General features: G+C 52.2%; 19 protein-coding genes and 1 pseudogene. 12 read left to right on the top strand and 8 right to left on the bottom strand.

From position 1 onward, the window contains the following. Positions 1–349: 349 nt before the first annotated feature. The 3 genes from DX909_RS29660 (at position 350) to DX909_RS26605 (ending at position 2,878) form a co-directional block, all read left to right on the top strand. Positions 350–490, top strand: coding sequence for a hypothetical protein (locus tag DX909_RS29660; RefSeq protein ID WP_164851417.1), 141 nt, complete (start codon positions 350–352; stop codon positions 488–490). Between the two features lie 552 nt (positions 491–1,042). Continuing rightward, positions 1,043–1,489, top strand: a complete 447-nt coding sequence (locus DX909_RS26610) for a response regulator (protein ID WP_128548290.1) — start codon at positions 1,043–1,045, stop codon at positions 1,487–1,489. Between the two features lie 990 nt (positions 1,490–2,479). Further along, positions 2,480–2,878 (top strand): hypothetical protein, encoded by a 399-nt coding sequence (locus tag DX909_RS26605; RefSeq protein ID WP_128548289.1) that lies wholly within the window; start codon positions 2,480–2,482, stop codon positions 2,876–2,878. A 24-nt stretch (positions 2,879–2,902) separates the two neighbouring features. On the opposite strand, the gene DX909_RS26600 is transcribed toward DX909_RS26605, so the two are convergent. Then, on the bottom strand, positions 2,903–5,086 hold the full coding sequence (locus DX909_RS26600; RefSeq protein ID WP_128548288.1) for a sensor histidine kinase: 2,184 nt from the start codon (positions 5,084–5,086) through the stop codon (positions 2,903–2,905). A gap of 365 nt (positions 5,087–5,451) precedes the next feature. On the opposite strand from DX909_RS26600, the gene DX909_RS26595 reads away from it, so the two are divergent. From DX909_RS26595 to DX909_RS26585, 3 genes are all read left to right on the top strand, one after another. After that, complete coding sequence (locus DX909_RS26595) at positions 5,452–5,661, top strand: hypothetical protein (protein ID WP_128548287.1); 210 nt, start codon at positions 5,452–5,454, stop codon at positions 5,659–5,661. After that, positions 5,586–5,831 carry a two-component regulator propeller domain-containing protein gene (locus DX909_RS26590; RefSeq protein WP_229311209.1) on the top strand — a complete coding sequence of 82 codons (246 nt, stop codon included), beginning with the start codon at positions 5,586–5,588 and terminating at the stop codon, positions 5,829–5,831. Before DX909_RS26595 ends, DX909_RS26590 begins: the two co-directional genes overlap by 76 nt. A 216-nt stretch (positions 5,832–6,047) precedes the next feature. Next, positions 6,048–7,169 (top strand): DUF1206 domain-containing protein, encoded by a 1,122-nt coding sequence (locus DX909_RS26585; RefSeq protein WP_229311208.1) that lies wholly within the window; start codon positions 6,048–6,050, stop codon positions 7,167–7,169. 158 nt (positions 7,170–7,327) lie between these two features. Here the strand turns inward: DX909_RS26585 and DX909_RS26580 are convergent, their stop codons facing one another. Next, entirely contained in the window at positions 7,328–8,653 is a 1,326-nt protein-coding gene (locus tag DX909_RS26580) for a tetratricopeptide repeat protein (RefSeq protein WP_128548286.1), read from the bottom strand. A 551-nt stretch (positions 8,654–9,204) separates the two neighbouring features. Further along, positions 9,205–10,248 (bottom strand): hypothetical protein, encoded by a 1,044-nt coding sequence (locus tag DX909_RS26575; RefSeq protein ID WP_128548285.1) that lies wholly within the window; start codon positions 10,246–10,248, stop codon positions 9,205–9,207. 286 nt (positions 10,249–10,534) lie between these two features. Between DX909_RS26575 and DX909_RS30150 the strand changes: the two are divergent. The 3 genes and pseudogenes from DX909_RS30150 to DX909_RS26565 all read left to right on the top strand — a co-directional run. Further along, positions 10,535–10,849 (top strand): annotated as a pseudogene (locus DX909_RS30150) (carboxypeptidase-like regulatory domain-containing protein); the annotation flags it as partial. Between the two features lie 6 nt (positions 10,850–10,855). Beyond that, positions 10,856–13,204: a S41 family peptidase gene (locus DX909_RS26570; protein ID WP_229311207.1), complete on the top strand. Its 2,349-nt coding sequence runs from the start codon at positions 10,856–10,858 to the stop codon at positions 13,202–13,204. A gap of 545 nt (positions 13,205–13,749) precedes the next feature. Next, positions 13,750–14,913: a glycoside hydrolase family 43 protein gene (locus DX909_RS26565; RefSeq protein ID WP_128548283.1), complete on the top strand. Its 1,164-nt coding sequence runs from the start codon at positions 13,750–13,752 to the stop codon at positions 14,911–14,913. Positions 14,914–14,934: 21 nt separating this feature from the next. On the opposite strand, the gene DX909_RS26560 is transcribed toward DX909_RS26565, so the two are convergent. The 3 genes from DX909_RS26560 to DX909_RS26550 all read right to left on the bottom strand — a co-directional run bounded on the left by DX909_RS26560 (position 14,935) and on the right by DX909_RS26550 (position 19,543). Beyond that, complete coding sequence (locus DX909_RS26560; protein WP_128548293.1) at positions 14,935–15,996, bottom strand: uroporphyrinogen decarboxylase family protein; 1,062 nt, start codon at positions 15,994–15,996, stop codon at positions 14,935–14,937. Positions 15,997–16,292: 296 nt separating this feature from the next. Next, positions 16,293–16,751 (bottom strand): response regulator, encoded by a 459-nt coding sequence (locus DX909_RS26555; RefSeq protein WP_128548282.1) that lies wholly within the window; start codon positions 16,749–16,751, stop codon positions 16,293–16,295. A 347-nt stretch (positions 16,752–17,098) separates the two neighbouring features. After that, a complete protein-coding gene (locus DX909_RS26550; RefSeq protein WP_128548281.1) occupies positions 17,099–19,543 on the bottom strand; it encodes a TonB-dependent receptor in 2,445 nt (814 codons plus the stop codon). 239 nt (positions 19,544–19,782) lie between these two features. Here DX909_RS26550 and DX909_RS26545 point away from each other — a divergent pair, with 239 nt between their 5' ends. Together DX909_RS26545 and DX909_RS26540 are read left to right on the top strand one after the other, a co-directional pair. After that, on the top strand, positions 19,783–20,823 hold the full coding sequence (locus DX909_RS26545; RefSeq protein WP_164851415.1) for a sensor histidine kinase: 1,041 nt from the start codon (positions 19,783–19,785) through the stop codon (positions 20,821–20,823). Continuing rightward, positions 20,820–21,530, top strand: a complete 711-nt coding sequence (locus DX909_RS26540) for a LytR/AlgR family response regulator transcription factor (RefSeq protein WP_128548279.1) — start codon at positions 20,820–20,822, stop codon at positions 21,528–21,530. Before DX909_RS26545 ends, DX909_RS26540 begins: the two co-directional genes overlap by 4 nt. Positions 21,531–21,937: 407 nt before the next feature. Here the strand turns inward: DX909_RS26540 and DX909_RS26535 are convergent, their stop codons facing one another. Both DX909_RS26535 and DX909_RS26530 read right to left on the bottom strand, forming a co-directional pair. Further along, positions 21,938–22,363, bottom strand: coding sequence for a hypothetical protein (locus tag DX909_RS26535; protein ID WP_128548278.1), 426 nt, complete (start codon positions 22,361–22,363; stop codon positions 21,938–21,940). Between the two features lie 273 nt (positions 22,364–22,636). Beyond that, positions 22,637–23,113, bottom strand: a complete 477-nt coding sequence (locus DX909_RS26530) for an MgtC/SapB family protein (RefSeq protein WP_128548277.1) — start codon at positions 23,111–23,113, stop codon at positions 22,637–22,639. A 148-nt stretch (positions 23,114–23,261) separates the two neighbouring features. Between DX909_RS26530 and DX909_RS26525 the strand changes: the two genes are divergently transcribed. Then, the gene (locus DX909_RS26525) at positions 23,262–24,023 is read left to right on the top strand and encodes a polysaccharide deacetylase family protein (protein WP_128548276.1); all 762 of its coding nucleotides are present in this window, start codon (positions 23,262–23,264) and stop codon (positions 24,021–24,023) included. Positions 24,024–24,062 lie beyond the last annotated feature (39 nt).

The following is a 24,062-nucleotide window of genomic DNA, read 5'->3' as shown; positions in this document are numbered from 1 at the left end:
CCAACCGATCACATTTTAGGGAAGCTTACAAGACGTTCTAATCAGTATAGGTAAAAATATGAACCTAACTTCGGGCTATGCTGCTTCTACCTCATCCTTGATGACTCGTGCAAATTGCTTAGCATCATAACTGGGAATCGCTTTTGATTGAAGGGAGGGTGACCTGCCAATTACCTTAGAATTTTTATAATTGCCAAGATAAATACTAAATCTATATGGATGGTTCTGCCTATTTGGTTTAAAATAAGCCACTCTCTTTTCAAACTATGTATCCTTGCCAATTGCTCTGCTTCCATATTAATAGCGCTGCTTTTGAATTTTGAATCGGCCCGGTGCCCGCCCCTACACTATGAAAGGCAAGGGCGCCCTAAAAGGCTGGTTATTGATTGACTCGGATGGAACGACCCGGCAGGCGGATCTGATGACCTGGTTGACCATTACGCTGACGGCCACAGCGGAAGCCAAAGTTAGTCGGAAACGACAGGGCTAAAGTTAAAATAGGACAACCTTTCTCTATTAGAAACAATACAGCCTACAATAAGACTGAAAAAATTTAAGCTTTATCAGGGTAATTCAGGAAACGAGGATTCATCAGCCGCGGCTTAAGCCGGCTTCCTGAAAGGGTGATATAGCTCATTATCCCTTCGCAGTAACCTATATTGAATTGGTACACCTTCCCATCTGTAAAGATTTCGGGCCAAATCCTTACACTATCTGGCGACTTGTAAAAAAACTTCCTATTCGGGTACTGGGAAAAGGTGTCCAGATTGGTGGACACCCTATATTGATCCTAATATTTTTTCCAGTGATAGAAAATGAACAGGCTCAGCAGCTTGCTACCCTATTGGACTTCCCGTTGGGCAGCTTTCACGTCGACAAAAATTGCATCCTGTTAACGATGTCGATTCCGGGCATGTCGTTGTCTCTCTACTAAATTTTCGGGCTGGCGCTCTGGCGAACCGTGAATAAAGGAACTAGTGGATAAACTACTTGGTCTGCATGGAGTTGATATCTTTAGAGATTTGTAATCAAATCAGCTAGTATGGAGGGAAAACGCTTTGTGATTGTGTTAGTCGATGATGACGAGGATGATCAATTTCTAATGCAGTATATCGTTGACATGTACTGTCAGGACTGTCACCTGCTGTCATTTTCCTCTGCGTCCTCCTTCGACGCCTATAGAAAGGAAACGGCGCAATTACCCACCCTGATCCTGTTGGATTTGAATATCCCCGACCGGAGCGGGTATGAACTTCTGTGGGAACTGAATCAGGATTCGTACTGGCAGCCAATACCCGTATTAATTTATAGCGATTCGGATGATCAGCAAAAGATTTTACACTGCTACCAGGCCTATGCCAATGCAGTTGTTCACAAGCCAGAAAACGTAGAGCGCATGAAAATCTTTATGGATGGGCTTCGTAACTTCTGGTTTGGGTGTGTAAGCTTACCAATAGTGGTTGAGCCTTCAGCGGGTAGCGGGCATTAGCGACTAAAAAGACAAAAGCGGCCACGCTGAGAGCCGCGTTCCAAAATGGTGCGTTACTGGGAGGAGGACAATTGGAATGATGGTGGAATGACGATCAGGTAGGAGGACTACATTCAAAGGGATTTACTATTTATCCTTTGTTTACAATAGATCAAATGAAAAGCGCACGGCCGGCTTTAGAGTTGCCAGGAGGTAAGATTTTAGGATATGGGGGGCTGGACTCGGGTATGCCCCTTTTTGGCCATCCAACAGGCAAAAGTATACGGTACACCAGGTGCAGTTCCTGAGAAGTTTCCCCGATCGTCGAATAGGTCAGCATGGCATTGTAGATGCCCGACCATTTTCACTCGCTATTATCAATTATTTGAAGTAGTACAAGTGGCTTTAGGCTAACTGCTTACTGCTTTGTATAGGATAAAAGCCAATTCTAAAACGAGATTAATTATAACCGCCAATAGAGCGTATCTATAGTTGTAGAGTCTTTTCCAGAAAGGACATTTGTCTTTTTGGGCACTTATATACCTGAGGAATACATTTTGACCAAAAACCAGCCATATAATGATACCATAAAACAGCGCAAAGACTGAAAAACTCATATGGTAGGCAGCTTTCTTTTGTTTTCTAATCCCTTTTATGATAGCCAACATACAAAAATTTCAAGTGGCTATTTTAAAAATATCAAGGTCCCAACAATCCCTCTCTTTGTGAGACGCCACTTCACAGGCTCATAAAGTACCCCCGGTCAGTCAGGGTATTGGTCCGACGCGGGCGGTCGCCGACGCGGCATCACGGCCATGATCGGACTGCCGAAGCAGATGGATAGCCTGCCGCAGGGTATGACTTATTGAAACATTTCGAGTTCTTTAAGACGGAGGGTAGTTGGTTAGAAAGATTTCTTTTGTTTTGAAGGGTAGTGCAACCATTTGATCAAGATCCGCATCTCCCAAAAAAGCCAATAAAATGACCCTATCCGCATTAACCCTCCTCCGTTTGGCACTCGTTTGCCTGGCTACTATCATTTTTATTGATTCTGTAGCACAGCCTGGAATAAATGGTGGCAAGCCCATTATTACCTATAATACCTCCGGGCCCGTTTCCATTCTGACCCAGTCTCCTCCTGCCTTTCCCGGTGGGGAAAAGGTATTGGTTGATTTCGTCTTGGAAAGTGCAGTGGACTCCGACCACCCTGTTAAGTTCAAAAAGAAGCTGTGGCTCACCGCTACGGTCAATAGTGAGGGTAAAGTCATCACCTTAGAGCCAACGTATGACCATGACCCTGCCCTGAAAAAAGAGATTAGCCGAATCGGTAGCCGGATGCCCAAGTGGACGCCAGGCATGATCAATAAAAATGGAGTAGAAACCCTGTACCAATTCTTGGTCGTCAGGTAAGGCACTAATTCTCGTTCAATGCACTTAGATGGGTAATTGAATGCTCACCTGAGTTCCCTCCCCCTCCTGGGTTTTTAGCTCTAAACTTCCGCCATGTCCCTGGGTGATGATATCGTAACTGAGGGATAAACCCAGACCGGTTCCCTCTCCCGTGGGCTTCGTGGTGAAAAAAGGCTGAAAGATCTTTTGCTTCACCGGTTCGGGGATGCCTGTGCCGTTATCCTTCACCCAGATTTCCACCAGACCTTTGTGGCGAAGTGTGCTGACGGTTACCCTGGGCTCGTAGCTTTCAGGAGCTGCTTTGTGCTTCTGTAGCACGGCGTAGAAGGCGTTATTGTATAGGTTCAACAGCACCCGTCCAATGTCCTGCGGCACCACCTCCACCGTTCCTAAATCGGGATCAAATTCGGTCACTAGTTTGGCGTTAAAATCTTTATTCTTGGCGCGAAGTCCATGATAAGCCAGTTTCAGGTATTCATCGGCCAGGGCGTTGAGATCGGTAGGCTCCTTCTTCCCGGTACTGCTGCGGGAATGCTCCAGCATGCCTTTGACGATGCTGTCGGCCCGTTTGCCATGGTGGTTAATCTTCTGCAGATTCTGGATCAAATCCCCCAGAATTTCGTTCGCGTAAGCCTGCTCGGGTTCGGGCAGATGCCGAAAAGGCCCCTCCCGGAGCTCCTCCACCAATTCTCCACTGACTTCCGAGAAGTTATTGACAAAGTTCAGTGGGTTTTGAATCTCATGGGCAATACCCGCCGTTAGCTCACCTAAACTGGCTAACTTTTCTTTTTGAATGAGTTGAGCCTGCGTGGCTTTCAACTCGCTGAGGGATTGACTAAGCTGCGCGGTTCGGCTGCTAACCTGTTGTTCAAGCGTTTCCTTTTGGGTCGTTAACAGGTGTTCCTTTTCCTGCTGCTGGGCTAGTGTCTGAGCCGACAGTTCTTCGACCTGCAATAACTTCTCCGCCAGGGTGTGGTTGGTTTGCGCAAACCGTCTGGCCAGAAACAGGGTCACACTAATCGGAGAACTCAGCGTACTCAGGTTATAAAACACATGAAGGAAAATATGCCGGGTATACGGACTCATCGGTAGGAACGGGACCGCCTGATAGGCGATCAAAAAGACGATGAAGCCGATTGCCCCAGCGGTCAGAATCCAGTATTCTTTCCCCCGTTTTCTCGAAGCCAGTAACAGCAACCGGGTGGACTGAACATCTGTCAGCAACAGGGCTAGATAAATACTCAGCCCATCGGGCATTTTTACCTGTAGGGAGAATAAAACAACATAACCGATAAAGACCACCAGCGCGGTATAAAACAGAACGCCGATGCGCTTGTCAAATATGGTATAAACAGCTCCCAGAAAGGCCAGATGAATGCAAAAGAACAAGATCAACTGCCCAACGGCGGCTTGCATTCGCAGAGGTACCGAATGAACGAATTGATAAATAAGCGGCTGGTTTAGATAAGCCCAGGCCCCAAACAGGCAGTAGAGGCCAAACCAGGCATTCACTTTTTGAGCAGGATACCATTTGTAAAACAATAGATGCAACAGGGCTAAAATCAGAAATAATCCCGCTTTGAAGAAGTCTAAAAATGTGACATCAAAGTTACCCACGCTATCGAGCCGGTGCTGATTGCGTTGGTCGGCCTGGTGGAGTTTGATGAGCAGAAAGGGAATGGGCTGGCCCCAAAATTTATAATAAGGTATGGCCGGTTGCCGGGCGAAACGGACGGCCAGTACCTGGTGCGACTGAGCCCCTAACTGGAAGTGGGTGACTTGCCACAAGGCCTGGTCTGCGCCGGATGGATTGTAGGCTTCTACCTGGTCAGGGTTTGTGCTCACCCGGCCAAACCGGGCAATCAGCCGCCCGTTCAGGTAGATATGGGAAGCCACCTGCTGGTCAACGAGCATACTGATTACCTGGTTGGTTAACGTTGAGTCGATCTGAAGATGGATCCGCATCCAACCGATGGGGACTTGCTGGATTTGAGGCAGATCGGTGATGTTCCGGCTGGGATCAATGGTAAGCCATTGCCTGTCGTCGACCTTCACACTGGCCCAATTCGGGTTATCGCCCGGATGCCACCGCCACCCTTGATGAAGGAGAATGCCCTGGACAGGTAAACTATCAATAGGAACGGGAGACTGGCTTAAAACCTTGCCCACGGTCAGGAAGAGCAGAGCGAGGAGTGGCAGCAACTTCATGAGCAGGCAACTAAAGGGTCAGGGCAAGAATAAGGTTACTTATAAAGGTTGCTTAATATACGTAACCCCCACTCAATTGCCTTTGCAAGTACATGGAAATTATTTAAGAGTTCTCTCATGTTAGGTTTTTTGCCAACGTCAAAAATTCCACGTTTTATTAAGCTGCAAAGGGAAAGTCAGCCGGCACCGTCCGCCGTTGCGGTTTTTCCTTTTAATGAACTGTGGGGACGATGGAACCGGTTCGCCGGAGCGATTGTAGAAGGTCCGCCATTGCGCCAGGTGCTGGCTAAAAGCCGGATGAATCGGTATTCAGTGTAATCACGTTTCCCGATTCCTTAAGGGCAAATTTCTCCGGCCGTCATTAAATGCAGCTTTTACGTTTCATTAACATTCTTTTACAGGCTCTCAAACCGTTCTCAGAAAAAAGTCTTGCAGGTTTGTTGAAACCCTTTGGTAGAGAAAAAGATAACATAATGCAACACGCACTCCTATCTGTTTTGTGGTTGATGGTTGTTGCTGTGGAGGTGGTCATCGTGGACTTTACCGATATGATGGCAAAGCGTTCACTTGCCTGACCACCAGCGATGGCCTGGTCAACAACGATGTCTGGTCCATTTTAGAAGATAGGGCGGGCCATCTGTGGGTGGGTACCAGGAACTCGGGTTTGTGCCGTTACGATAAAAAGAGGTTTACCGTTTTTACCGAAAAAGATACTAACGGCATTTTGACAAATTTTTTACGGTAAGCCCGATACTTTTTGGATTGAATAGGTTGAATCGTTCGGCAGGAGATTGGAAGCCAAATTCCGGTAGATAACCGGAGGCCCCCCGCCGGCGGGCACCCGCGCATCGACAACCAGCATGGAGCCAGCGGAATTACGACCGGATACCTGGATAATAACCACATCGCCGGCGGCTAAAATCAGTCTATGTCGGACTTGGATCCGTTCCTCTGAGGTATTTTGAAAATCGAATGTTCTGCGGGTTTGGTGGTATCCGGCAAACGTATAGATAGCATCGCCCAGCACCGCCCAGACGAACCCCACATATTGATCAGCATTCGGGGAGGGTGGCCGGTGAGGGCCAGAACCGGCTGGAACAAGCCGCCCACTCCTGACTTTCATCTCCGTACTTCTACCGTCAACGGCATTTTCTGCATCGAAACAAAAACATTTATTCTCCTAAATCATTTCTGTTATTTACAGAAGACCGATCCTGTTGAAAGCAATTTTCACAAAACGATTCAGATGATGAACTTATCCAGCATATCCTCGACCCAGCCTCAATGGGTGAAGCGTTTTGCCAGGTTTGGCCTGGCGGCCAAAGGAGTTGTTTACTGTCTGGTTGGTATCCTTGCGTTCATGGCTGCTTTTGAAATCGGCGGCAGTTCGGAACGTAATCTCAACAAACAGGGAATCTTTCGATTTATACTGGATCAGCCGTTTGGAAGGATTTTGCTGGCACTGGTGGCGGCAGGTCTGGTCTGCTACACCCTCTGGCGGCTAACGCAGGCTTTTCTCGATACCGAGCATAAAGGGACCGACGCCAAAGGCATTGGTCGCCGGTTGGGGTATGCCTTCAGTGGGCTGGTCTATGGGTTCCTGGCTTATGGTTCTTTCCGGATGGTACTGGGTCGCCAGGGTAATCAGGGCGGGGATCGTTCGCAGCAGACCCTCGTTTGGGAAATACTGCAGAAACCGTTTGGCCAGTGGCTCGTCGGCCTGATTGGCTTGTGTATCATTGGCATCGGATTATATCAGATCTACCGGGCTTTGTCTGGTGAATACCTGAAAAATGTCCAGACTTCTTCCATCAGAACGGAGCTCAAGGAGATGATCATCCGGTCCGGGAAGATTGGTTACATCGCGCGGGGAATCGTCTGGGGGCTGATCGGATACTTATTTATTAAAGCGGCTCTGGAGGCTAATGCCAGTCAGGCCGGAGGCAGTAGCAGTGCCTTTGCCTTTCTGGAGAAAGGCAGTTACGGCTCCATTCTGCTCGGGGCCGTTGCGCTGGGCTTGTTTTGCTACGGTATATTCATGTTTGTACGTGCCCGGTACGAAGTTATCAACACGAATAGCTAAGTTACCCAGACGAGCAGGCTAACCGGACCGGGTCACGCCGAGCGTCAATCAACCGGCCGATTTGTAGCGTTTAAGTTGCCCTCTCCGGCACAGGCATGACGCTAAGGAAAGGCTTGCTGCTTACCCGATGCGAATGAATCGGTGGTCCCGCTCCCGGTTTAGTGAAGCAGGGCTTTGTAGGCCTGGCTTTCCCGTACCTTGTCGAAATCAGGCCCCTGCAACTCCGCTATGAACCCTTCCTTCGTTACGATCCCGTTCAGGTGTTGTTTGGCTTTTTGCAGGTAGATCAGACCTTGCTGGGATTTGCCACTCAACACACTCATTCGGCCTAATTCAAACAGAATCATCGGGTCGTCAGGCGTTTTGGCGTTGTAGGCTTGTAAAATGGCTATCGCTTCTCCTGGTCTTTTTAACCTTTTTAACAGGTCATATTCATAAAACGTGGCAAAAAGTTGCAGGTCCGGCCGGGTCAATTGGGAAGCTTTTAAGCGTCGGGCCAGGGGCAAGGCATATTTTTCCGCCACCGAATCCTGTTCGATCGCCATGAAATCATCCAGGATCCCCAGTTGAAACGGCCCGTCCGTCGGATGCTCTTTCAGCCGCCGTAGGTTCAGGCTGACAAAGTCGGTCAGGTGCCTGCCCGCCAGGGCCTGGTGGCAGGCATACAGGTCTTTATGAGCCGAACTTAGCGCCTGATCTTTCATGTAGTAATCCGTCGGCTCCATTTCTTTTAGAAACGCCTGATAATAGTACCTGGCTGAATCATACTGCTTTTGCTTCAGCAGTACCTGTCCCAACCAGTAATAGGCTCCCAGCATTCGGATGTCTCTGGGTTGAATGGTCTGATAGTGAGTGATGGCTTTTTGGTAGTAATATTTAGCACTATCTATCTGATTCAGATCGCGGTATACATTGGCCAGTTTGATATAGGCCTGACCATACTGGGGATCCAAGGTCAGGAGCCGGTGCAGGTAATAAATAGCACTATCCGCAGCCTGTCTCATCTGGGTGAAGCGGATGGCCAGAAAAATATAATTACCCACGTGATCCGGTTCCTGGGCGATCGCCTGGCGCAGTAAGTTCAGCGCCTGGAGGGTATCTTTTTCGTGCCATTTCACATCCGACATCAGCGAGTAGGCATCACCGGTTTTTGGGTGGAAGCTCAGGGCCTTCTCGGCATAGTGCTTTTGCATCGCCAGCTTGTGGTCCCAATCCACGTTGTCGTAGGTTTTGAATTGATAGACATGCCCCAGAAAGGCGTAAGCCGCCGAGTAAGAGGAATCTTCCCGGATCGCCAGCTTCAGGTAATATTCGGCACTGTCGGCACCGGCCCGGCTCCAGGTCCAGATATGGTCGTAGTAGGCTTTCTTGAAATAAGTGAAGGCTTTGGGATTGGAAGAGCCGACCCGGCTGGAATCCCGGTAGTAGTTAAAGCCTCGCTGGGCAAAGGTTGCGTTCAGAATGAAGGTCAGGAGAAGAATCAAACAGGTTTTTCGAAGAGGAACGGTCCCTGGTTGTTCTGCCCCCGGCCGCGGGAAAAGCCAGAGGCCCAAAAAAGGGCGGTTTGGGAGGGAGTCCTTGCAAATCTTGGCCTTGTTTCTGGAAAGTACAGAAAATTGAAAGGAAGGTAACTGACTGGTATACAGTAGGCAAGCCAAAGGTCATACTTTTTTTTAACGGTATGCCCTGCCGGTACGGCCCACTTCCCCTAAGAGGCAACTGGATTTAGTAACCGAAAGTCGATCGCGTTCGATTCGTACGTTAGATGTTTCCTGAAATACCCGTGATGTGAGATAATCGGAATAAGTATGGAGGCTTACCTACCTGAGCTATCCCATCACTACTCTTTGATGACCCAATCTCCATTCGGGTCAGTCCGCAACAGTTCTTCCCGTAGAGACCGGCGTTTGGTTTCTTCCTGAGGGGAATACTCTTTCCGCCAGCGGTAAATCGTCGCCCGATAGGTCATTCAACTTACCTAATAATGACTATTTTCGGTCATTAGTGAACGAGGTAGTTTATATATACTCTGTAGCTACTTTTTAGTTTCCAGATATTCCTTAAACAAGGCCGTAAAAGAAACTCCTTTCCTCGAATATAACCGTTCTCTAAAAGGAAAACCAAGCTTCTCTAATAGTCGAATACTATTGAAACCTAACGCATAAAAGTATTTTGAAGTTGGAATATAAAGGTACCGTCCCTGATCTTGTAAACTATAGGATTTGTACAGCTCATGCCGACGATAATTAGCGTCGATAGCGGCTAAGGATTCGTCTGCTGGTTGATCGACTAGTCCGGTTGCAAAATGGTATTCAATGTAACGAGCACCGGCTTCGGCAATCTGTTCGAAATTCTCATCAGGCTCAATGTCAAAACCGCTTATTTTCCTGAAGGTAGCCAGCCGATTTTGACGAATTTGTAACAAGGCATGCAGCATGGAGTCAATATGAACGGAATGGTCTGTTTGTAAGCAACTCAACAATAGGTCGTTCTCTTGTTGTACCTGTTCCTGAAAGTCAGGGTACTTTTTATACAGACGCCCAACACTATCTTGTGGTATGTACTGCTTTTTATGCCACATGTCCATAAACTGTTCACGGAAGGCAGGCTGGCGGCTCTGGAACTGATGAAACATTTCGTGAAGCACCATCAATATCCACGATTCGGTGTCATCGATTCCAGGGATTACTTTGTGACTGATCGACCAGTCACTACAAGCGGCTATACCATCGTAGAAGTTCGTATTCATCACGAAGGCGGTGTTCACGGTGTCTTTCAAACGGACCACTTTCACCACCGGGCAAGCACATTCCTCATACGGTTGCCCGTCCAAACTGGCCTTTTCAGGATTGACTATAAAAATAGATTGTGGCGTCATTATCCTGATTTCTCCTTCCCATACTTGTCGCCCAAAATCAGGCCAGTGACTTTTAGCCACTCTTTGTTTAACCTCCTTAAGGTAGGCCAGTTGAGCACAGATTATTCTTTCTTCCGGCTTGGCAATTGTTTGACTTATTGCCACCGAAGCTTGTAGGACCGGCAGAAGAAACCCAATGGCAAGGAAGGTAATGCTTTTCATTCTTATTCTATAAGTGCAATTATGGCAGCCAATCTACTAAAATTTTAAGTAGCTGCTGAAACAGGATCACAATACGCTCCATTCGTCAAGCCCCAAACGGGCGTTTAAAAACGTGAACAAAAACGAATAGTTCGTCGGAGGTTTTCGTCTGTACCTAATAGAAAGGAGTAAAAAGAGTTCCTCAGGATAGCGTTAACTCTTTTTAACAAGCGACTCTGGCTGATTCAGGGACACAATCCTCATCTTTGCAAGCGCCCTGGTCGCAGCCCCTGGATCAACTCGTTTTATGAAGCTACTCCCGCTCTTCTTCCTGCTGCTGGCGTTTCGTTGGGCGGATGCCCAGCCACGCTCCTTAACCGGCAAATTAACCGACAAAATCACGGGAGAAGCACTTCCCTACGCTAGTATTCAATTAGTCGGTACCAGTTTAGGAACCACGACGAACCAGACCGGCGATTTTGTCTTTCGATTTCCAAGCACGACGGCAAATCCGGTAGTCATCTTTTCGTATGTGGGTTATCAATCCGTTCAGCTGACCGGCTTTTCCAAGGATCAAAACAATTTGACGATTGCGTTGGCGCCTAACCCCGTCCAGCTAAACGAAGTAGTGGTTCGACCCCTTGACCCGCTGCTGCTGGTCACTCGGGCCCTGGATAAATTAGGTCATAACTACGCGACTAAACCCTACCAGGCTGAAGGCTTTCAACGGGAGTATGTCACCGCCGGTCGGTCCGTAATTCAGTTACTGGAAGTGGCTTTTCGATCCAGCGGCACCCCTCAATCGCACGTTTCTTCGGTGCTCGACGCCTGGTTTGTAGAGGACAAGGCCGCCAAAGCACCTCTCTGGAATCCGGCCCGGGGCGGCTTTTACACCTTTGGCTGGACGGATGTTTCCGGCATCCAATCGCCGGCTCAGCCGACGTTTTTAGGCGTGGCGTTAAGCCGGAAAAGCGCGCTGGCACGCTATTACACCTTTGTTTTGAGAACTACCAGCTACCTGAATGGGAAAGAAGTTTACCTGATCGACTTCGACCAAAAGAAAAACGTCCGCAAACCCCTCCTAAAAGGCACCATTTATATTGATGCCGAATCCTCCGCCATTGTCAAACTCGAGCACCAGTTGAGTCCGTACGGTCTCCCCTTTCTAAAGACTCACCAGAACTGGGGTGGGGTCGCCATCAGTCAGGCTCCCAAGCGCCTGACCGTTTCCCAGGACCGCTGGGTGACTACCTACCGGCAATTCGGTCAAAAATGGTACCTCCATAGTCAGGTCATCGAAACCGACTTTTCGGCGGCTCTGGTGTTTATGGGGTTGGTACAGGCCCGTCAGGATTCGCTTCGGCTTCATTCTGAACGCATCGTGACCCAAATTGACACTCTTGAAGGAAATACCGGCGCCGTTTCCAATCTGGAAGACGTGGGTCGGTTGCCTACGCTGCAAAACTTTATCAAAAAAGAATTTGAAAAAGAGCCGGTCAACTGGTCACAGGTCAACTACCTGCGGGCCGATACCACCCTCACGGAGCTGGCCCGCCGGCTCCGGCGTAAGAATGAGCAGTGGGAACGCGACAAGCGAATCGAGGTGACCCGAAAGGCGATGACCCGCCGGACGTACACAGCCTCCCAGGTCGTCGAAGACCTGATCTACCTTCAGGAAAGCCTGGAAAAGCTGCATCCGGGACTCTACTGGTATACCGACAAGCCGAGCCTGGATCGGGCCTTCGACCAGCTAAAAAGCGCGCTGACGAAGACCACCCGGGAATCCGACCTGTATTACCGGCTAAGTACGCTGATCGAGCAAATTCATTGTGGTCACACCGAACTGTTGCCCTCGGTCACGACGCACGACTACTTGTCGCTCGTTGCGAAACGGTTGCCGCTCGACTTGTGGATCACGGGGGATAGCACCCTGGTCACTCAGGATTACCCCGGCGTTCCCCAAGGGTCGGCCATCGTCTCCGTCAATGGCCATGAACAGGTGGAAACCCTGCGTAGGCTCCGGTCGGTACTGCCGTCGGACGGCTACAACCAAACCTACAAATCGTTTCGCCTTCAGAACGAATTCTCGACCCTGTTTGCCCGGTATGTGCAACCAGCGGATACCTTCGAGGTACAGATCCGGGAACCGAGCGGAAGCTTACGGGCAGTACGACTGGCCGGGGCCGGCTTCCCGGCCCCCAGTCGGCCGGATGAATTCGCCACTGCCCAGGTGCATGATTCGCTGCAAACGATGGTGCTGAAAATCCCTTCCTTTGCCACCACGCAGGACTTTCCGGCCTTCCTGCAGGAAACCTTCCGCACCCTGAACCAGCGCCGGCTCTCGAGCCTGGTAATCGATCTGCGAAACAACCAGGGTGGGCGGGATGACTATGGGGCCTTACTGTACGCTTACTTGGCGAATCAGCCGTTCCACTATTACCGTCGAATTTCGGTTGCGACGGCCGACAGCACCTGGTTAAACCGCTTATCCGTCAGTGACCTGCCGCTGTTACAGGTACTGCCCGACTACCGATCAGGCATTCAAAAAACCGATAGCGGCTTTCTGTATACCAACCATCTCAATATGGGTCTTCAGGCACCTCGAACGCCGGGATTCACCGGAACGGTTTATGTGCTCATTAACGGCGGGACCTTTTCGACGGCGGCCGAGTTCGCGGCACTGGTTCGAAGCCAAAAGCGGGGGCAGTTTATTGGTCAGGAAACCGGCGGAGGGTATATGGGGAACAGCAGCCTGGCAAGTCCGGTACTGACGCTGCCTCATTCGCGGCTCCGACTGAGCCTTCCCCTGGGGCGATATGACTTAGCAGTTGTTCCAGCCGGCATGGTTGGCCGGGGAGTGCAGCCCGATTACCCGGTTCGTTATACGCTGAAGGACCACCTGGATAAGAGGGATGTCGAACTGACCCGCAGTTTTGAACTGATCAGAAAGCAGAACCGTGCGGGAGCATCCCGCTAACGGCCATCAGATTAATTAAGGTGCATCGGTCGGCCAATCAAAAAGCTGGGATTCAGGGTATTTGCAGACGCTGGCCTGGACATACCCTACTAAAACTGCCTGCTCCACATCGTCTCATTACTGAAGGGGAGTAATGAGATGCAACATGGCTTATTGTTCATTTGTGTGCCATCTCCTTATTCGGGCATTTCATAAGGACTTATTTTATCCCTATTCGAAGGCCGCCTTTCCATTTATCAAATCCGTCTCCTGGACCGTTTCCCGAACGTTGTTAACGGCAATCAGTTTAAAGTAAGTGCTATATTGTATTCATTGTCTTTGACCCCGCCTGATCACCATTTCCCTTTGCAATCCGTTTCCTTCCAAACGGTCTGCCAAACGGCCTTCGCGCTTCTGGAGCCGGGGCGTGGGCTGGATGTGCTGAACCCGCTGCGTCAGGGGCAGACAGCAGGCGAAGAACTCCTCGGGGTCCATACTGTATCGGTAATTCCAGGACGCTGCTAAGAAAAATTCGCTTACTTTAGATTCCAGGAAACTCTTTCGTTATGATGAAATATATTCTGCTCCTATTCTGCTTCACCGGACTGTCTCTTCACCGGCTTCCGGCCCAAACCACCCAGCGAGTTGCTACGGCCAAAACCACTTATACCAACCCCTTAAACGTACAATTTGGTGACCCTTTCGTACTCTATACGGCCGGGACGTATTACATGTACGGCACGGGGGCCGGAGCGAATAAGGGCTTTGCCGCTTATTCCTCCAAAGACCTGGTGAACTGGAAACCTGAAGGGCAGGTCTATTTTCACGACAACAGAAACGGTTGGAGCGATCCGGAAGCCAGTTGGGGCGGGGCCTACTGGGCACCCGAAGTGTATGAGGTAAAGGGAAAGTTTTACCTGTTTTACAGCGCCCAATGGAAGGTAAACCCGACCCGGGAGGTTGAAAATTTTCGCATCGGCGTGGCCGTCGCGGACAAGCCGACCGGCCCGTTCATCGATTTAACCAACAAGCCGATTTTTGACCCGGGCTATCCCATCATCGATGCCAACGTGTTTTTCGATACCGACGGCAGAACCTATTTGTACTACTCCCGTGCGGCCTATAAACACCCGGTGGAAAGCGAAATAGCCGATTGGGCCAAAAAGAAAGGGTGGTTTAAGGAAGTGGAAGAAAGCTGGGTATACGGGGTGGAGATCCGGCCTGATTTTTCCGGCGCCATCGGCGAGCCGGTGTTATTGCTGCGCCCGCCGGTCCGGCTTACCGATAAACAGGCCGAGTGGGAGAGCCGGTCGGTCACCTCCCGCGAAGTGAACCGGCGCTGGACGGAGGGATCCGTGACGTTCAAAAAAGAGGGTATCTATTACATCATGTACTCGGCCAATTATTTTGGCGGTCAGCACTATGCCGTCGGGTATGCGACTTCATCTTCTCCTTTAGGACCGTTTAAAAAGTCTGCCGATAATCCGGTGCTGCAAAAAAATACGGCGAAGGGCGGCACGGTAACGGGCACGGGCCACAACAGTATCACCTACTCGCCCGACGGCCGTGAGATGTTTTGCGTCTATCACGGAAGAACCACCAAAACCGGTGAGGAAAGGGTGGTTTTCATCGACCGCATGGAAGTGAAAGCAGGGAAAATTACCGTCTCCGGACCCACCACCACTCCCCAGAAGCTTCCCTCGGGTCTGCCGCTGCCCAACAGAAATTGAAGTTTCCGCTTAGGAGGAAAGTCACCCCCGGAACCGGTGAGCGGTCTGAATCGCCGTTTTGAGGTTTTCGATCGGAATATCCGTTCGAACGGTGCAGTTGGCGCCCAGAATCAGGTGAGCCGGGGCATCGGTCAGCACCTGTTCGACGGCTTTCTTTACGTCCGCCGGCGTACCCGTCGACAGCACCCCGTGCCGATCGAGGCCACCCATCACCGGCCGTTTGAACAGGCCGGCCGCCTGGCTCAGCGACAGCGGCTTGCCCTCGGCCGCCAGGGGTACGCTGACGATCTGCCCGGGGTAATCCTGAAACCGGCTCCCAAACTCACCGTAAGCGCCTTCGTAATCGCACACGTGCAGGATATTGACCGGGGTTAGCTGGGCTACTTCCTTCTGTACCAGCATATCGAAGCTCTTGATGACCCGGTGGAACAACGCCCGGTCGGCGACGGCATTGGCCTCTCCGCCCTGCGAACACGTATAGAACCCGTCGACGCCGGCCCGGGTGGCGGCCCGGACGTAGTTCATGATCGACAGGGCGATGTTTTCCATGCCCCGGCTGACGGCTTCGGGGTCTTCCTGCACGTGCCTGAGCAGGGTTTCTTTAGGTACCACCATATTGGCCATCTGATAGTGCGAATACATGGTAGGAATGATCAGCGCTTCGGATTTGGCCGCCTTCACGAGTCCCCGGATCACGTACAGCGTCGGCTCGAACCAGTTTTCTTTCAGCACGGGGATTCTGGCCCAGTCGGCGGGCGTTTTCACCTCCACTTCTTTGGGGTAGCGCTGCTCAAACTGTACCTTCATCAGGTCCATGCCCGTGGCCCGGAAATAGTCGAGGTGCGCCCGGATGGCGGCATCGCCGGTTCGCTGTTCGGGCGGGAAGTGCAGGAAGAAGGCGGCCGGTACGTAGTTCGGCCTTCCGGATGGGTCAAGCACCTGCATGACCAGCTCACGTCGGGATTTAGCGGGCGGGTTTGCTTTGGCGAAGGCTTTCGGTAACGTACCGACCGCGGCTGCCGCCAGGGCGGAAGCGCCGATAAACCGGCGCCGGTTGATGGGGTTTTCGGTAGAAAGGCTCATGTCGTTTGGCAGTCCGGGAAGAAATGAGGAGGCCGGGACGGCCTATGGACAAAGATATCATTTTAGCCCGTTCCGTCCTTTCGTTCACATCCGATAACAAGCCCATCGCCAAAGCGAATCACAAAAACGTTTAGGTTTGCTTCCATTTCCCGGTACTAAAACAGAAACAAGGATGGGTTACGGACATTGGGCCGGTTTCTGCGCCGGAAGTCGGTTGATTGCCGGCTTTTTTGCTTCTTCCCTTGCGGCATTCCTCACCCCAATTGCCGGGCCGACCGGCTTTCCGAAGCCGGTTTTCAGTAGGGGTCAATCCGGGGCAGCGTCACCGATTGCCACCAGTATTCGGTGACGGCCTGAAAGTAGGGTAGCCACTCCTGAAGGTTCAAAGGCTTGATGATGTAGGAGTTGGCTCCCAGATCGTACGATTGGAGGATGTCCTCGCGGTGGTTCGAATTACTCAGTACCAGGATCGGGATTTTCCGGCCGGGAGAAGCCAGCTGCCGGATCTTCCGGAGGATACTCAGGCCGACCTCCCGGTCCGGCAGATACAGATCCAGAATAATCAGGTGGGGGTAGCGTCCCTGGGCCATACACTCGTTCAGAAAAGCTTCGGTGGTTTCGTGACTGACGGTCCGGATCGTTTCCACTCCGGGCAGCAGACTGACCAGAGCGTTTTGCATCATTACCCAATGATCCGGATTATCTTCGATCACCAGGACCTGGCCTGAGTTATTCTTGTTCACCGAATGAGTCATCCTGCTCAGGGGAAAAGCAATGAAAAACGGGGCTGTCCGAAGTTTTGCCGGCTTAAAAAGGAAGTTATCAAACCCGCTGGGTTGCACGTCCGTCCTGAGTCGAATTTTAGCTGAAAAATAATGGATTAGCGGGCAGGCCCTTTAAAACTTTTATGAAATAGTGAGGCAACGGCCAATAGAGGCATTGACCGGGACCGCCAGCTTCCCTTACGCCGGGCTAAAGCCGGAATGAAAACCGGTTGGATTGGAGCAGCGACCATGGACCCGGATCTGGTCCTGCGCCTTCTCTTCCGATCCTGCCGGCTTCCATCCGGAAACCGGTCATCCGTCGTTTGAAGGGGCAGCGGTTAATCGACTCTGCCTTTCTCCTCATCCGTGGCATTGTCCGGGTGATTCCGTTTCCGTTTAAACGTTTCTTTTCCAAAACGGTAGGTAAAGGCCAGGCCAATCCGGCGGGTGTCCGATACGTTCCGGTGAACGGCTTCCGTGCGTTTCAGGCTGATGGTCCGGTCGTAGGCTTTCCAGGAGTGAAACAGATCGTCCAGCGTCAACCGGATGCTGCCTTTTTCGTGGAAGAGTTTTTTCTGCAGGGCGCCGGCCACCCGGTAGCGCGGTTCGGTTATCGTCTGGCCCGCCAAATCCCGGGAACTGAAATAGCCGCTCATCTCCCCGCTCCATCCGCTGCCGAAACGGAACTGGTTGAGCAGGCTCATGCGGGCATGGAAAAGGCCCGGATTCAGAGGCTGAGAAAAGGCCGTGCCCTGAAGGGCCATCCGGGCCAGCATGACGGTGGCATTGACGTTCCACCATTTGGCCGGAGCTACGGAGCCGTTGGTGTTAAGAGCCAGAATATAGCCTTTCGCTACGTTTTCCGGCCGATGTATAAAAACGTCGCCGACTGCTTCGGTCAACTGGAAGATTATATCCCTGAACCGGTTGTATTGCAGGGCGATCCCGATTACCTGTTTATGCTGATATTTCAATTCGTACTGCCAACGATATTGGGGTTTCAGGGAGGGGTTGCCCGTCGTGAACGAATAGGGATCGCGGAACGCCAGAAAGGGATTGAGTAACTGATAATTTGGACGGCTGATCCTTCGGGAAATGCCGGCGGTCAGGGTGTTCCTTCCCGCGCCATCCAGTTTATAGCCCAGAAACACCGAGGGAAACAAACTCCTGAAGCTTCGGCGGAACGAGGTTTCGGCGATCTCCGGGTTGCCCAGTTGCCGGCCGTGCAGGTGGGTGCTTTCCAGACGCAGACCGCCCTGGGCGGCCAGCCGTTTTCCATCTTTCCGAACATTGGCGTAAGCCGAAAGTATCGTTTCCAGGTACCGGAAATGATTCGACTTTCCGTAATCCGGAAGCAGGAGAGAACCATCCAGGTCGAAATACTGCGCGTTGTTGGCATTCAAAACCCGGCTCGATTTCAGACCGGCTTCGAGTTTTCCCAGGTTGACCAGCGGATGAATGTAATCCACTTTGGCCGAGTAAATGGCGATTGTCGACGGCAGCTTATGCAAAAACCGGTCGACGGCCGGCAACGTACCGTCCGGCCCTTCGATCTGGTTCCGGAGCCGCTGCTCGCCCCGGGTCGTGTACTTGGCGAAATTCAGGTCAGCGCTGACTTCGCGGCCCGTCTTCCCGAATTTGTGTTGCAGGTTGCCGTTCGCGCTGATCGAGGACCAGCGAAAACGGCCGTCGGTTGAGCCGTTGCCGACCGAATCCGGTCCGAGGGGGCCGTCGAACCGCCGGCTATCGGAGTCCAGCCGCTCCCATCGGGGTCTGCGCTGAATCAGCAATACCATCCCTACGGTGGTGGCGGGGGAAACGGTATAATCCATCCCCAGCCTTGCCATGCCTCCCTGACTGCCGGACCTATACCGGTTCGTGAGCCCTATCGTGGAGGTTAGGTTCGCCGTGGAGTCATATACCCTCCGTTCATACCTGTCTTCGGCATAGTTCCCGTCTTTGGAGTAACCCAGACTGCCGAACAGGTTGATCTTTTTGTGATGGTAATTCAGGTTGACCACATCGTTGCTGCGGCTGGTAACCCCCCGGTTGTAACTGAAAGCGATATCCCCCGTATACCCCTGGGTTCTGGCCCGTTTCAGTCGAATATTGATGACCGACGTGCCGGCTGCGTCGTATCGGGCGGGCGGGTTGGTCATGAGTTCGATTTTGTCTATGGACCCACCCGGCAACGATCTTAGGTAAGCCGCCAGATCCGGACCCGACATATACGTTGGCCGCCCGTCGATCAGCACCAGTACACCGGATTGTCCGTTCAAACTAATGTCGCCGTTTCCGTCGACGCTGACGCCCGGGGTCCTTTCGAGCACCTCCAGCGTATTACTGCCGGCACTGCCGATCATGGCCTCGACGTTGACGATCGTCCGGTCGAGTTCCTGTTCGAGCAGCGGTTTTTTAGCCACCACTTTCACCTCATTCAGCAGGGTCTTCGAAGGCGTCATGATAAATACCGGCAGGGTAACGGTCCTGGCCCGACCGTCGATCAGGATCGTTCCGCTCCGATATTCGTTGCTGCCTACGCTCGTGACCTGCACCCGGTACGCATCCGCCGGGAGGTTGGTAAACCCGAATTTTCCGTTGCCGCCGGTCAGCACCGCCCGCACCAGGGTCGAATCGGACGCCCGAAGCAGCCGTACCGCAGCCCCCGGCAGCGGTTCATTCAGCGCATCGCTGACCATTCCATTCAGGCGGTTGGACGAAAGCTGCGCAAAGGCGGAAAAAGAACAGATCAGTAGCAGGAAACATACAAAGGCAGGGCGCATGGTCGGTTGTTTAAGAGTTCGATCGCTTATCTTCGGAGCAAAGGTGGATGGGGCGGCCCGGGGCTTCAAGAAATTCGGTCGGACGGGGCGGCTTTCCTGACGGAATGCGGCTTTCGGGGGTCGAATCGGTTCGACCCGGATTACGATCTGTTCGTCAGTGGTTTTCAGGTATCCATCCGGTATGTTTAGGGAAGTCGGCAGGCGCCCTCAGCTTTGCGGTACGCAACTTTCAACACGACGTGAAAAAAGACCCAACGATACGCCCTTCCGACGATTTGCGGTTCCGGGAGCACCTGCTGATCGCAGCCCTGGCCGGGGTTTCGCTTTATTTTGTATTTCGGCTTTATCTGAAGACCATCACAACGGTGTACGACGAGGAAGCGGCTCTGGCGGCTGCGCTTTTTTGTCTGACGGGTGGGTACTGTGGTCGTTATCTGGCCCAGATCTGGGCTCCGCCCGGCAAACCGGTTCCCGACTGGCTTTTGGGAGTGCTGCCCCTTCTGATGATTGGTTTTGCCTTCCTGGTCGCCACCTTCGCTTCCAGTTTGCAGCACAATGTCAAGTTTACTTATGCCCTTTTTCTGGGGCTGCCCCTGTTTCTTTTCTGCCTTGTGTCGGGTATATTTATCAAACTGATCCGGACCCGCGTCCAGCGCCAGTTGCAGGCCGCCAGAGCCCAGGCGGAGCACAGCCGGAGTGAGTTGCAGTTATTGCAATCCCAGCTAAGTCCTCACTTTCTGTTCAATACATTGAATAATCTCTACGGCATTTCCATTTCGCAACCGGATAAAACCCCGTCTCTGCTGCTGAAGCTCTCCGAACTGTTACGATATTCGGTTTACGACACGAAGGAACTTTATGTGCCCCTGAGCGACGAACTGACCTACATCCGTAACTACATCGATTTCGAAGCGCTGCGGATCGGCAGCAAACTCTCGCTGAAGACGGCCCTTGAAGAGGTAACCGACCCTACGGTCCGGATTGCCCCCATGCTGCTGGTCGTTTTCGTCGAAAATGCATTCAAACATGCCCGTAACACCATGGAACAGAAGATTGTCATCGATATCAAGCTGACCCGCTGGGGCAATTCGATTCTGTTTTCGGTAAAAAATTCCTATTCTCAAACCGGGGAGCCTGCCGGGCACCTGAATCCCCATAGCGGGTTAGGGCTGGCCAATGTGCGGAAACGGCTGAACTTATTGTATCCAAACGCCCATGATTTAGCCATCGAAGATGCCGACGGCTTTTATTGGGTTCAACTACAGCTTCGTACGGCATGAAAAAAGCAGCCTGTCTGATCGTCGACGATGAGCCGATTGCCCGGGCAATCATTGAAACCTACTGCCGGCATTTACCGCAGCTAACCGTTGCGGCCTGCTGCGACAATGCCCTGGATGCTAAAACCGAACTACAGAAACAGCCCATCGATATTCTGTTCCTGGACATCAACATGCCGGTTCTGAACGGGCTGGCTTTTGTGAAGACCCTGAAAAACCAGCCTCAGATCATTTTCACTACCGCTTATAAAGAGTATGCGGTCGACGCCTTTGATCTGGCGGCCTGCGATTATCTACTCAAACCGTTCTCGCTGGAGCGTTTTATCGTTGCCGTCGACAAGGCACTCGAACGGTTACAGCCTTCCCCAGCGGTCGTTTCCCCGGTCGGTGAACCAAAAAAGGAGGAGACCATCTTCCTGAAAACGGATGGTAAAATCTATAAAATCAATCTTGACGGCATCCTTTTCGCCGAAGCGAGTGGGAACTACACCAAAATAATTCTCAGCAGCGGGATGCTGGTGCCGGGCATGACCTTCACCGGCTTCCTCGAACTGCTTCCTTCGGATCAGTTCCTTCGGATTCACCGATCTTTTGTGGTCAACAGAACCCGGATCAGCCATATCGAAGGCAACCGCGTGTTTGTAGGTTCGTACGAAATTCCGATCGGCACTACCTACCGGGAGGCATTCCTGAAACAACTGGGCGTATAAAGGCAGGTTGGTGACCGCCGGGCTTGCCGGATCGGGGCAGTTGATCAGTGAGAGGTAACAAAATAGGGGGGCAGGCATTCAGGGCAGGGTGGGAAGCGCTGTTCATGAATTAGCCGGTGAACTAATACACATAGGCCTTTGCCATGAAGATTACCGGAAAAACGGGGCCAGTGCGCTCTGATCATAAACAAAGCCCGGCGCAAGGAGCCGGGCCTGTCGGAAACATCTATCTTGTAATGTACAGTTTCTCAGCTTGCAAAGCCGTTTACACCAGAAACAAAACAAGTAGGTACATCAATTCGCCAGATTAAAATCACCTTAAATTGTCCGGATTCGGCCGGCAGGTTCCAAAATATATTTGATCCAAACGCTCCGAAGAATGGAATTTTGCCTTTCCGGGGCCTGCATCACGGCTCCGTTTTCCGGATGGCCGGCAATACCGGTACCGTCAGCCAGTAATCCACAATCAGCTTCAGGGCAGCGGTCATCTCCCCGGGATGAGTCGGAAGGTTATGGGCTGAATTGAAACCGGCCTGGTAAGCAGACCGTACCTGCGGATAGGTGAGGGAGTGGGCCCAGCCAATGACCATCACCAGCTGCCAGTCGGTCATCTGTTTCAGCCGGGCTACCCGGGCAATCATGGCCTCCTGATCCGGTTCGAGGTTCACCAGCAGCACGGAAGGAAACTGCTCGGTCATCGCTACGTGATTCTTCATGGCCAGCAGGTCTTCAAACCCTGCCACATGGACTTTTGGAAAAAGTTGCAGCAGAAGACCCTGAATCTGGTGTCGGCGATCGGCCTTCGGGTCGATCAAAAACAGGCTGTGTCTCATGATTCCTTCGTGCGTTGATGAGCCGGTGAACGTGCCGGCAGGAGGGCCGGCCAGGAACCCGGGAGGTAAGGCGAAAACTATGTGGCCTCAAAAGGCGGAAAACAGTTACAAAGTTAGCCGCCGGGCGTTCAATGTCAAGAGTATACGTTTTCTTACCGGATGGTAAGTTCCCGGATTTTATATCCTGAAAAGCCATTTGGCAGATTGCCGCCCTGACGGGAACGGTTGCTATGAAGGTAAACAGGAGGCAGGAAGCGGAGGAATCAGGCGCTCCTACCTATCGCCGTGGCCCGGAGAACGATTTTCGAAACGCCCGGTGAGGGTTAGGATCAGCAGGGCCAGGCCCGTACTCAGCAACGCGATGCCGATGGCGCCCAGACCTACGCTCAGACCGATGGCGGCCGTCATCCAGACGCTGGCCGCCGAGGTCAGGCCCTGGATGTCCTTCTCCTGACTTAGCTTCAGGATCGTTCCCCCACCTAAAAAGCCGATGCCGGTAATAATTCCCTGCAAAACCCGGGAGATGTCCTCCAGTTCCATGCCCACCTGCCAGCAGGAAAGCACCAGAACCGTCGTCCCTAAGCAGACCAGGGCGTGCGTCCGCACTCCGCCCGGTTTCCGCGCCTTTTTTCGTTCGAACCCGATCGCGGCTCCGAGCAGGGTAGCCGCCAGCAGCCGGATCACCACCTGAACCAGTTGCCGGGTAGAGGGTAAACCCGAAGAAATTTCTTCCCACAAAAGATGATCCATTCCTGAATTGAAATTGAGCAGAGGTTCCTGAATGGTCAGATAACCGCAACGGGGAGCCACTTGCTTTTTACCACGATAAAAATGGCAGGAAAATGAGCGAAATGAGCGAACTTTCGGTTCATTCAGCCCTTCGCCCGATCTTGTCAGGATGAATTTCTTTCGGCTCATCACCCGCCTTCTCTTACCGCTCTGTCTGGCCGCGTCGGCCCTGACGGCCTTTTACTTCCTGATCAATTCCCGGACGTTCCAGTTTTATGGCGGTATCGTCCATCGGGTGGAAACCGGCCGGAAAGTCGTGGCGCTGACGTTCGATGACGGGCCGACGGAATTTACGGACGAACTGATCGAAGTCTTGCGGAGCGAAGGCGTAAAGGCCACCTTTTTTCTGATCGGAGGACTGATCGGGCAGCATCCGGAATATGGACGGCGCCTGGCCGCAGCCGGCCATGAGATCGGAAACCACACCTACAGCCACCACCGGATGGTGTTCAAAGACGCAGCTTTTATCCGGCAGGAAGTGGAAAAAACCGATAGCCTGATCCGACGGATCGCCCCGCAAAACCACATCCTGTTCCGGCCGCCCTACTGCAAGAAGTTCATCGGACTGCCCCGGTACCTTCATGAACACCGCCGGGAAACCATCACCTGGGACGTAGAACCCGAAAGTTTCGCCGACGTGCGGAGCAGCGCCGACCGCATTGCGGCTTACACGGCCGCGCACACCCGCCCCGGCTCCATCATCCTGCTGCATGGCATGAACCCCGGCGACGGCGAGACCAGGAAATCCCTCAAAGCCCTGATTACCCGACTGAAGAAGAGAGGCTACCGGTTCGTCACCGTTTCGGAATTGCTGCATTACCGGAAACGGCCAAACGCTGAAGCCGCCGGGGCATCGGCCGGCTCCATATGAAATAACACAAAGAATAGGCTTCCGTAAGCGTGCACTCGT

It is taken from the genome of Larkinella soli, from assembly GCF_003703975.1.
GTDB classification, from domain to species: domain Bacteria; phylum Bacteroidota; class Bacteroidia; order Cytophagales; family Spirosomataceae; genus Larkinella; species Larkinella soli.
Note: the sequence above shows the minus strand (reverse complement) of the source record. Positions and strands in the feature narration are given on the sequence as shown.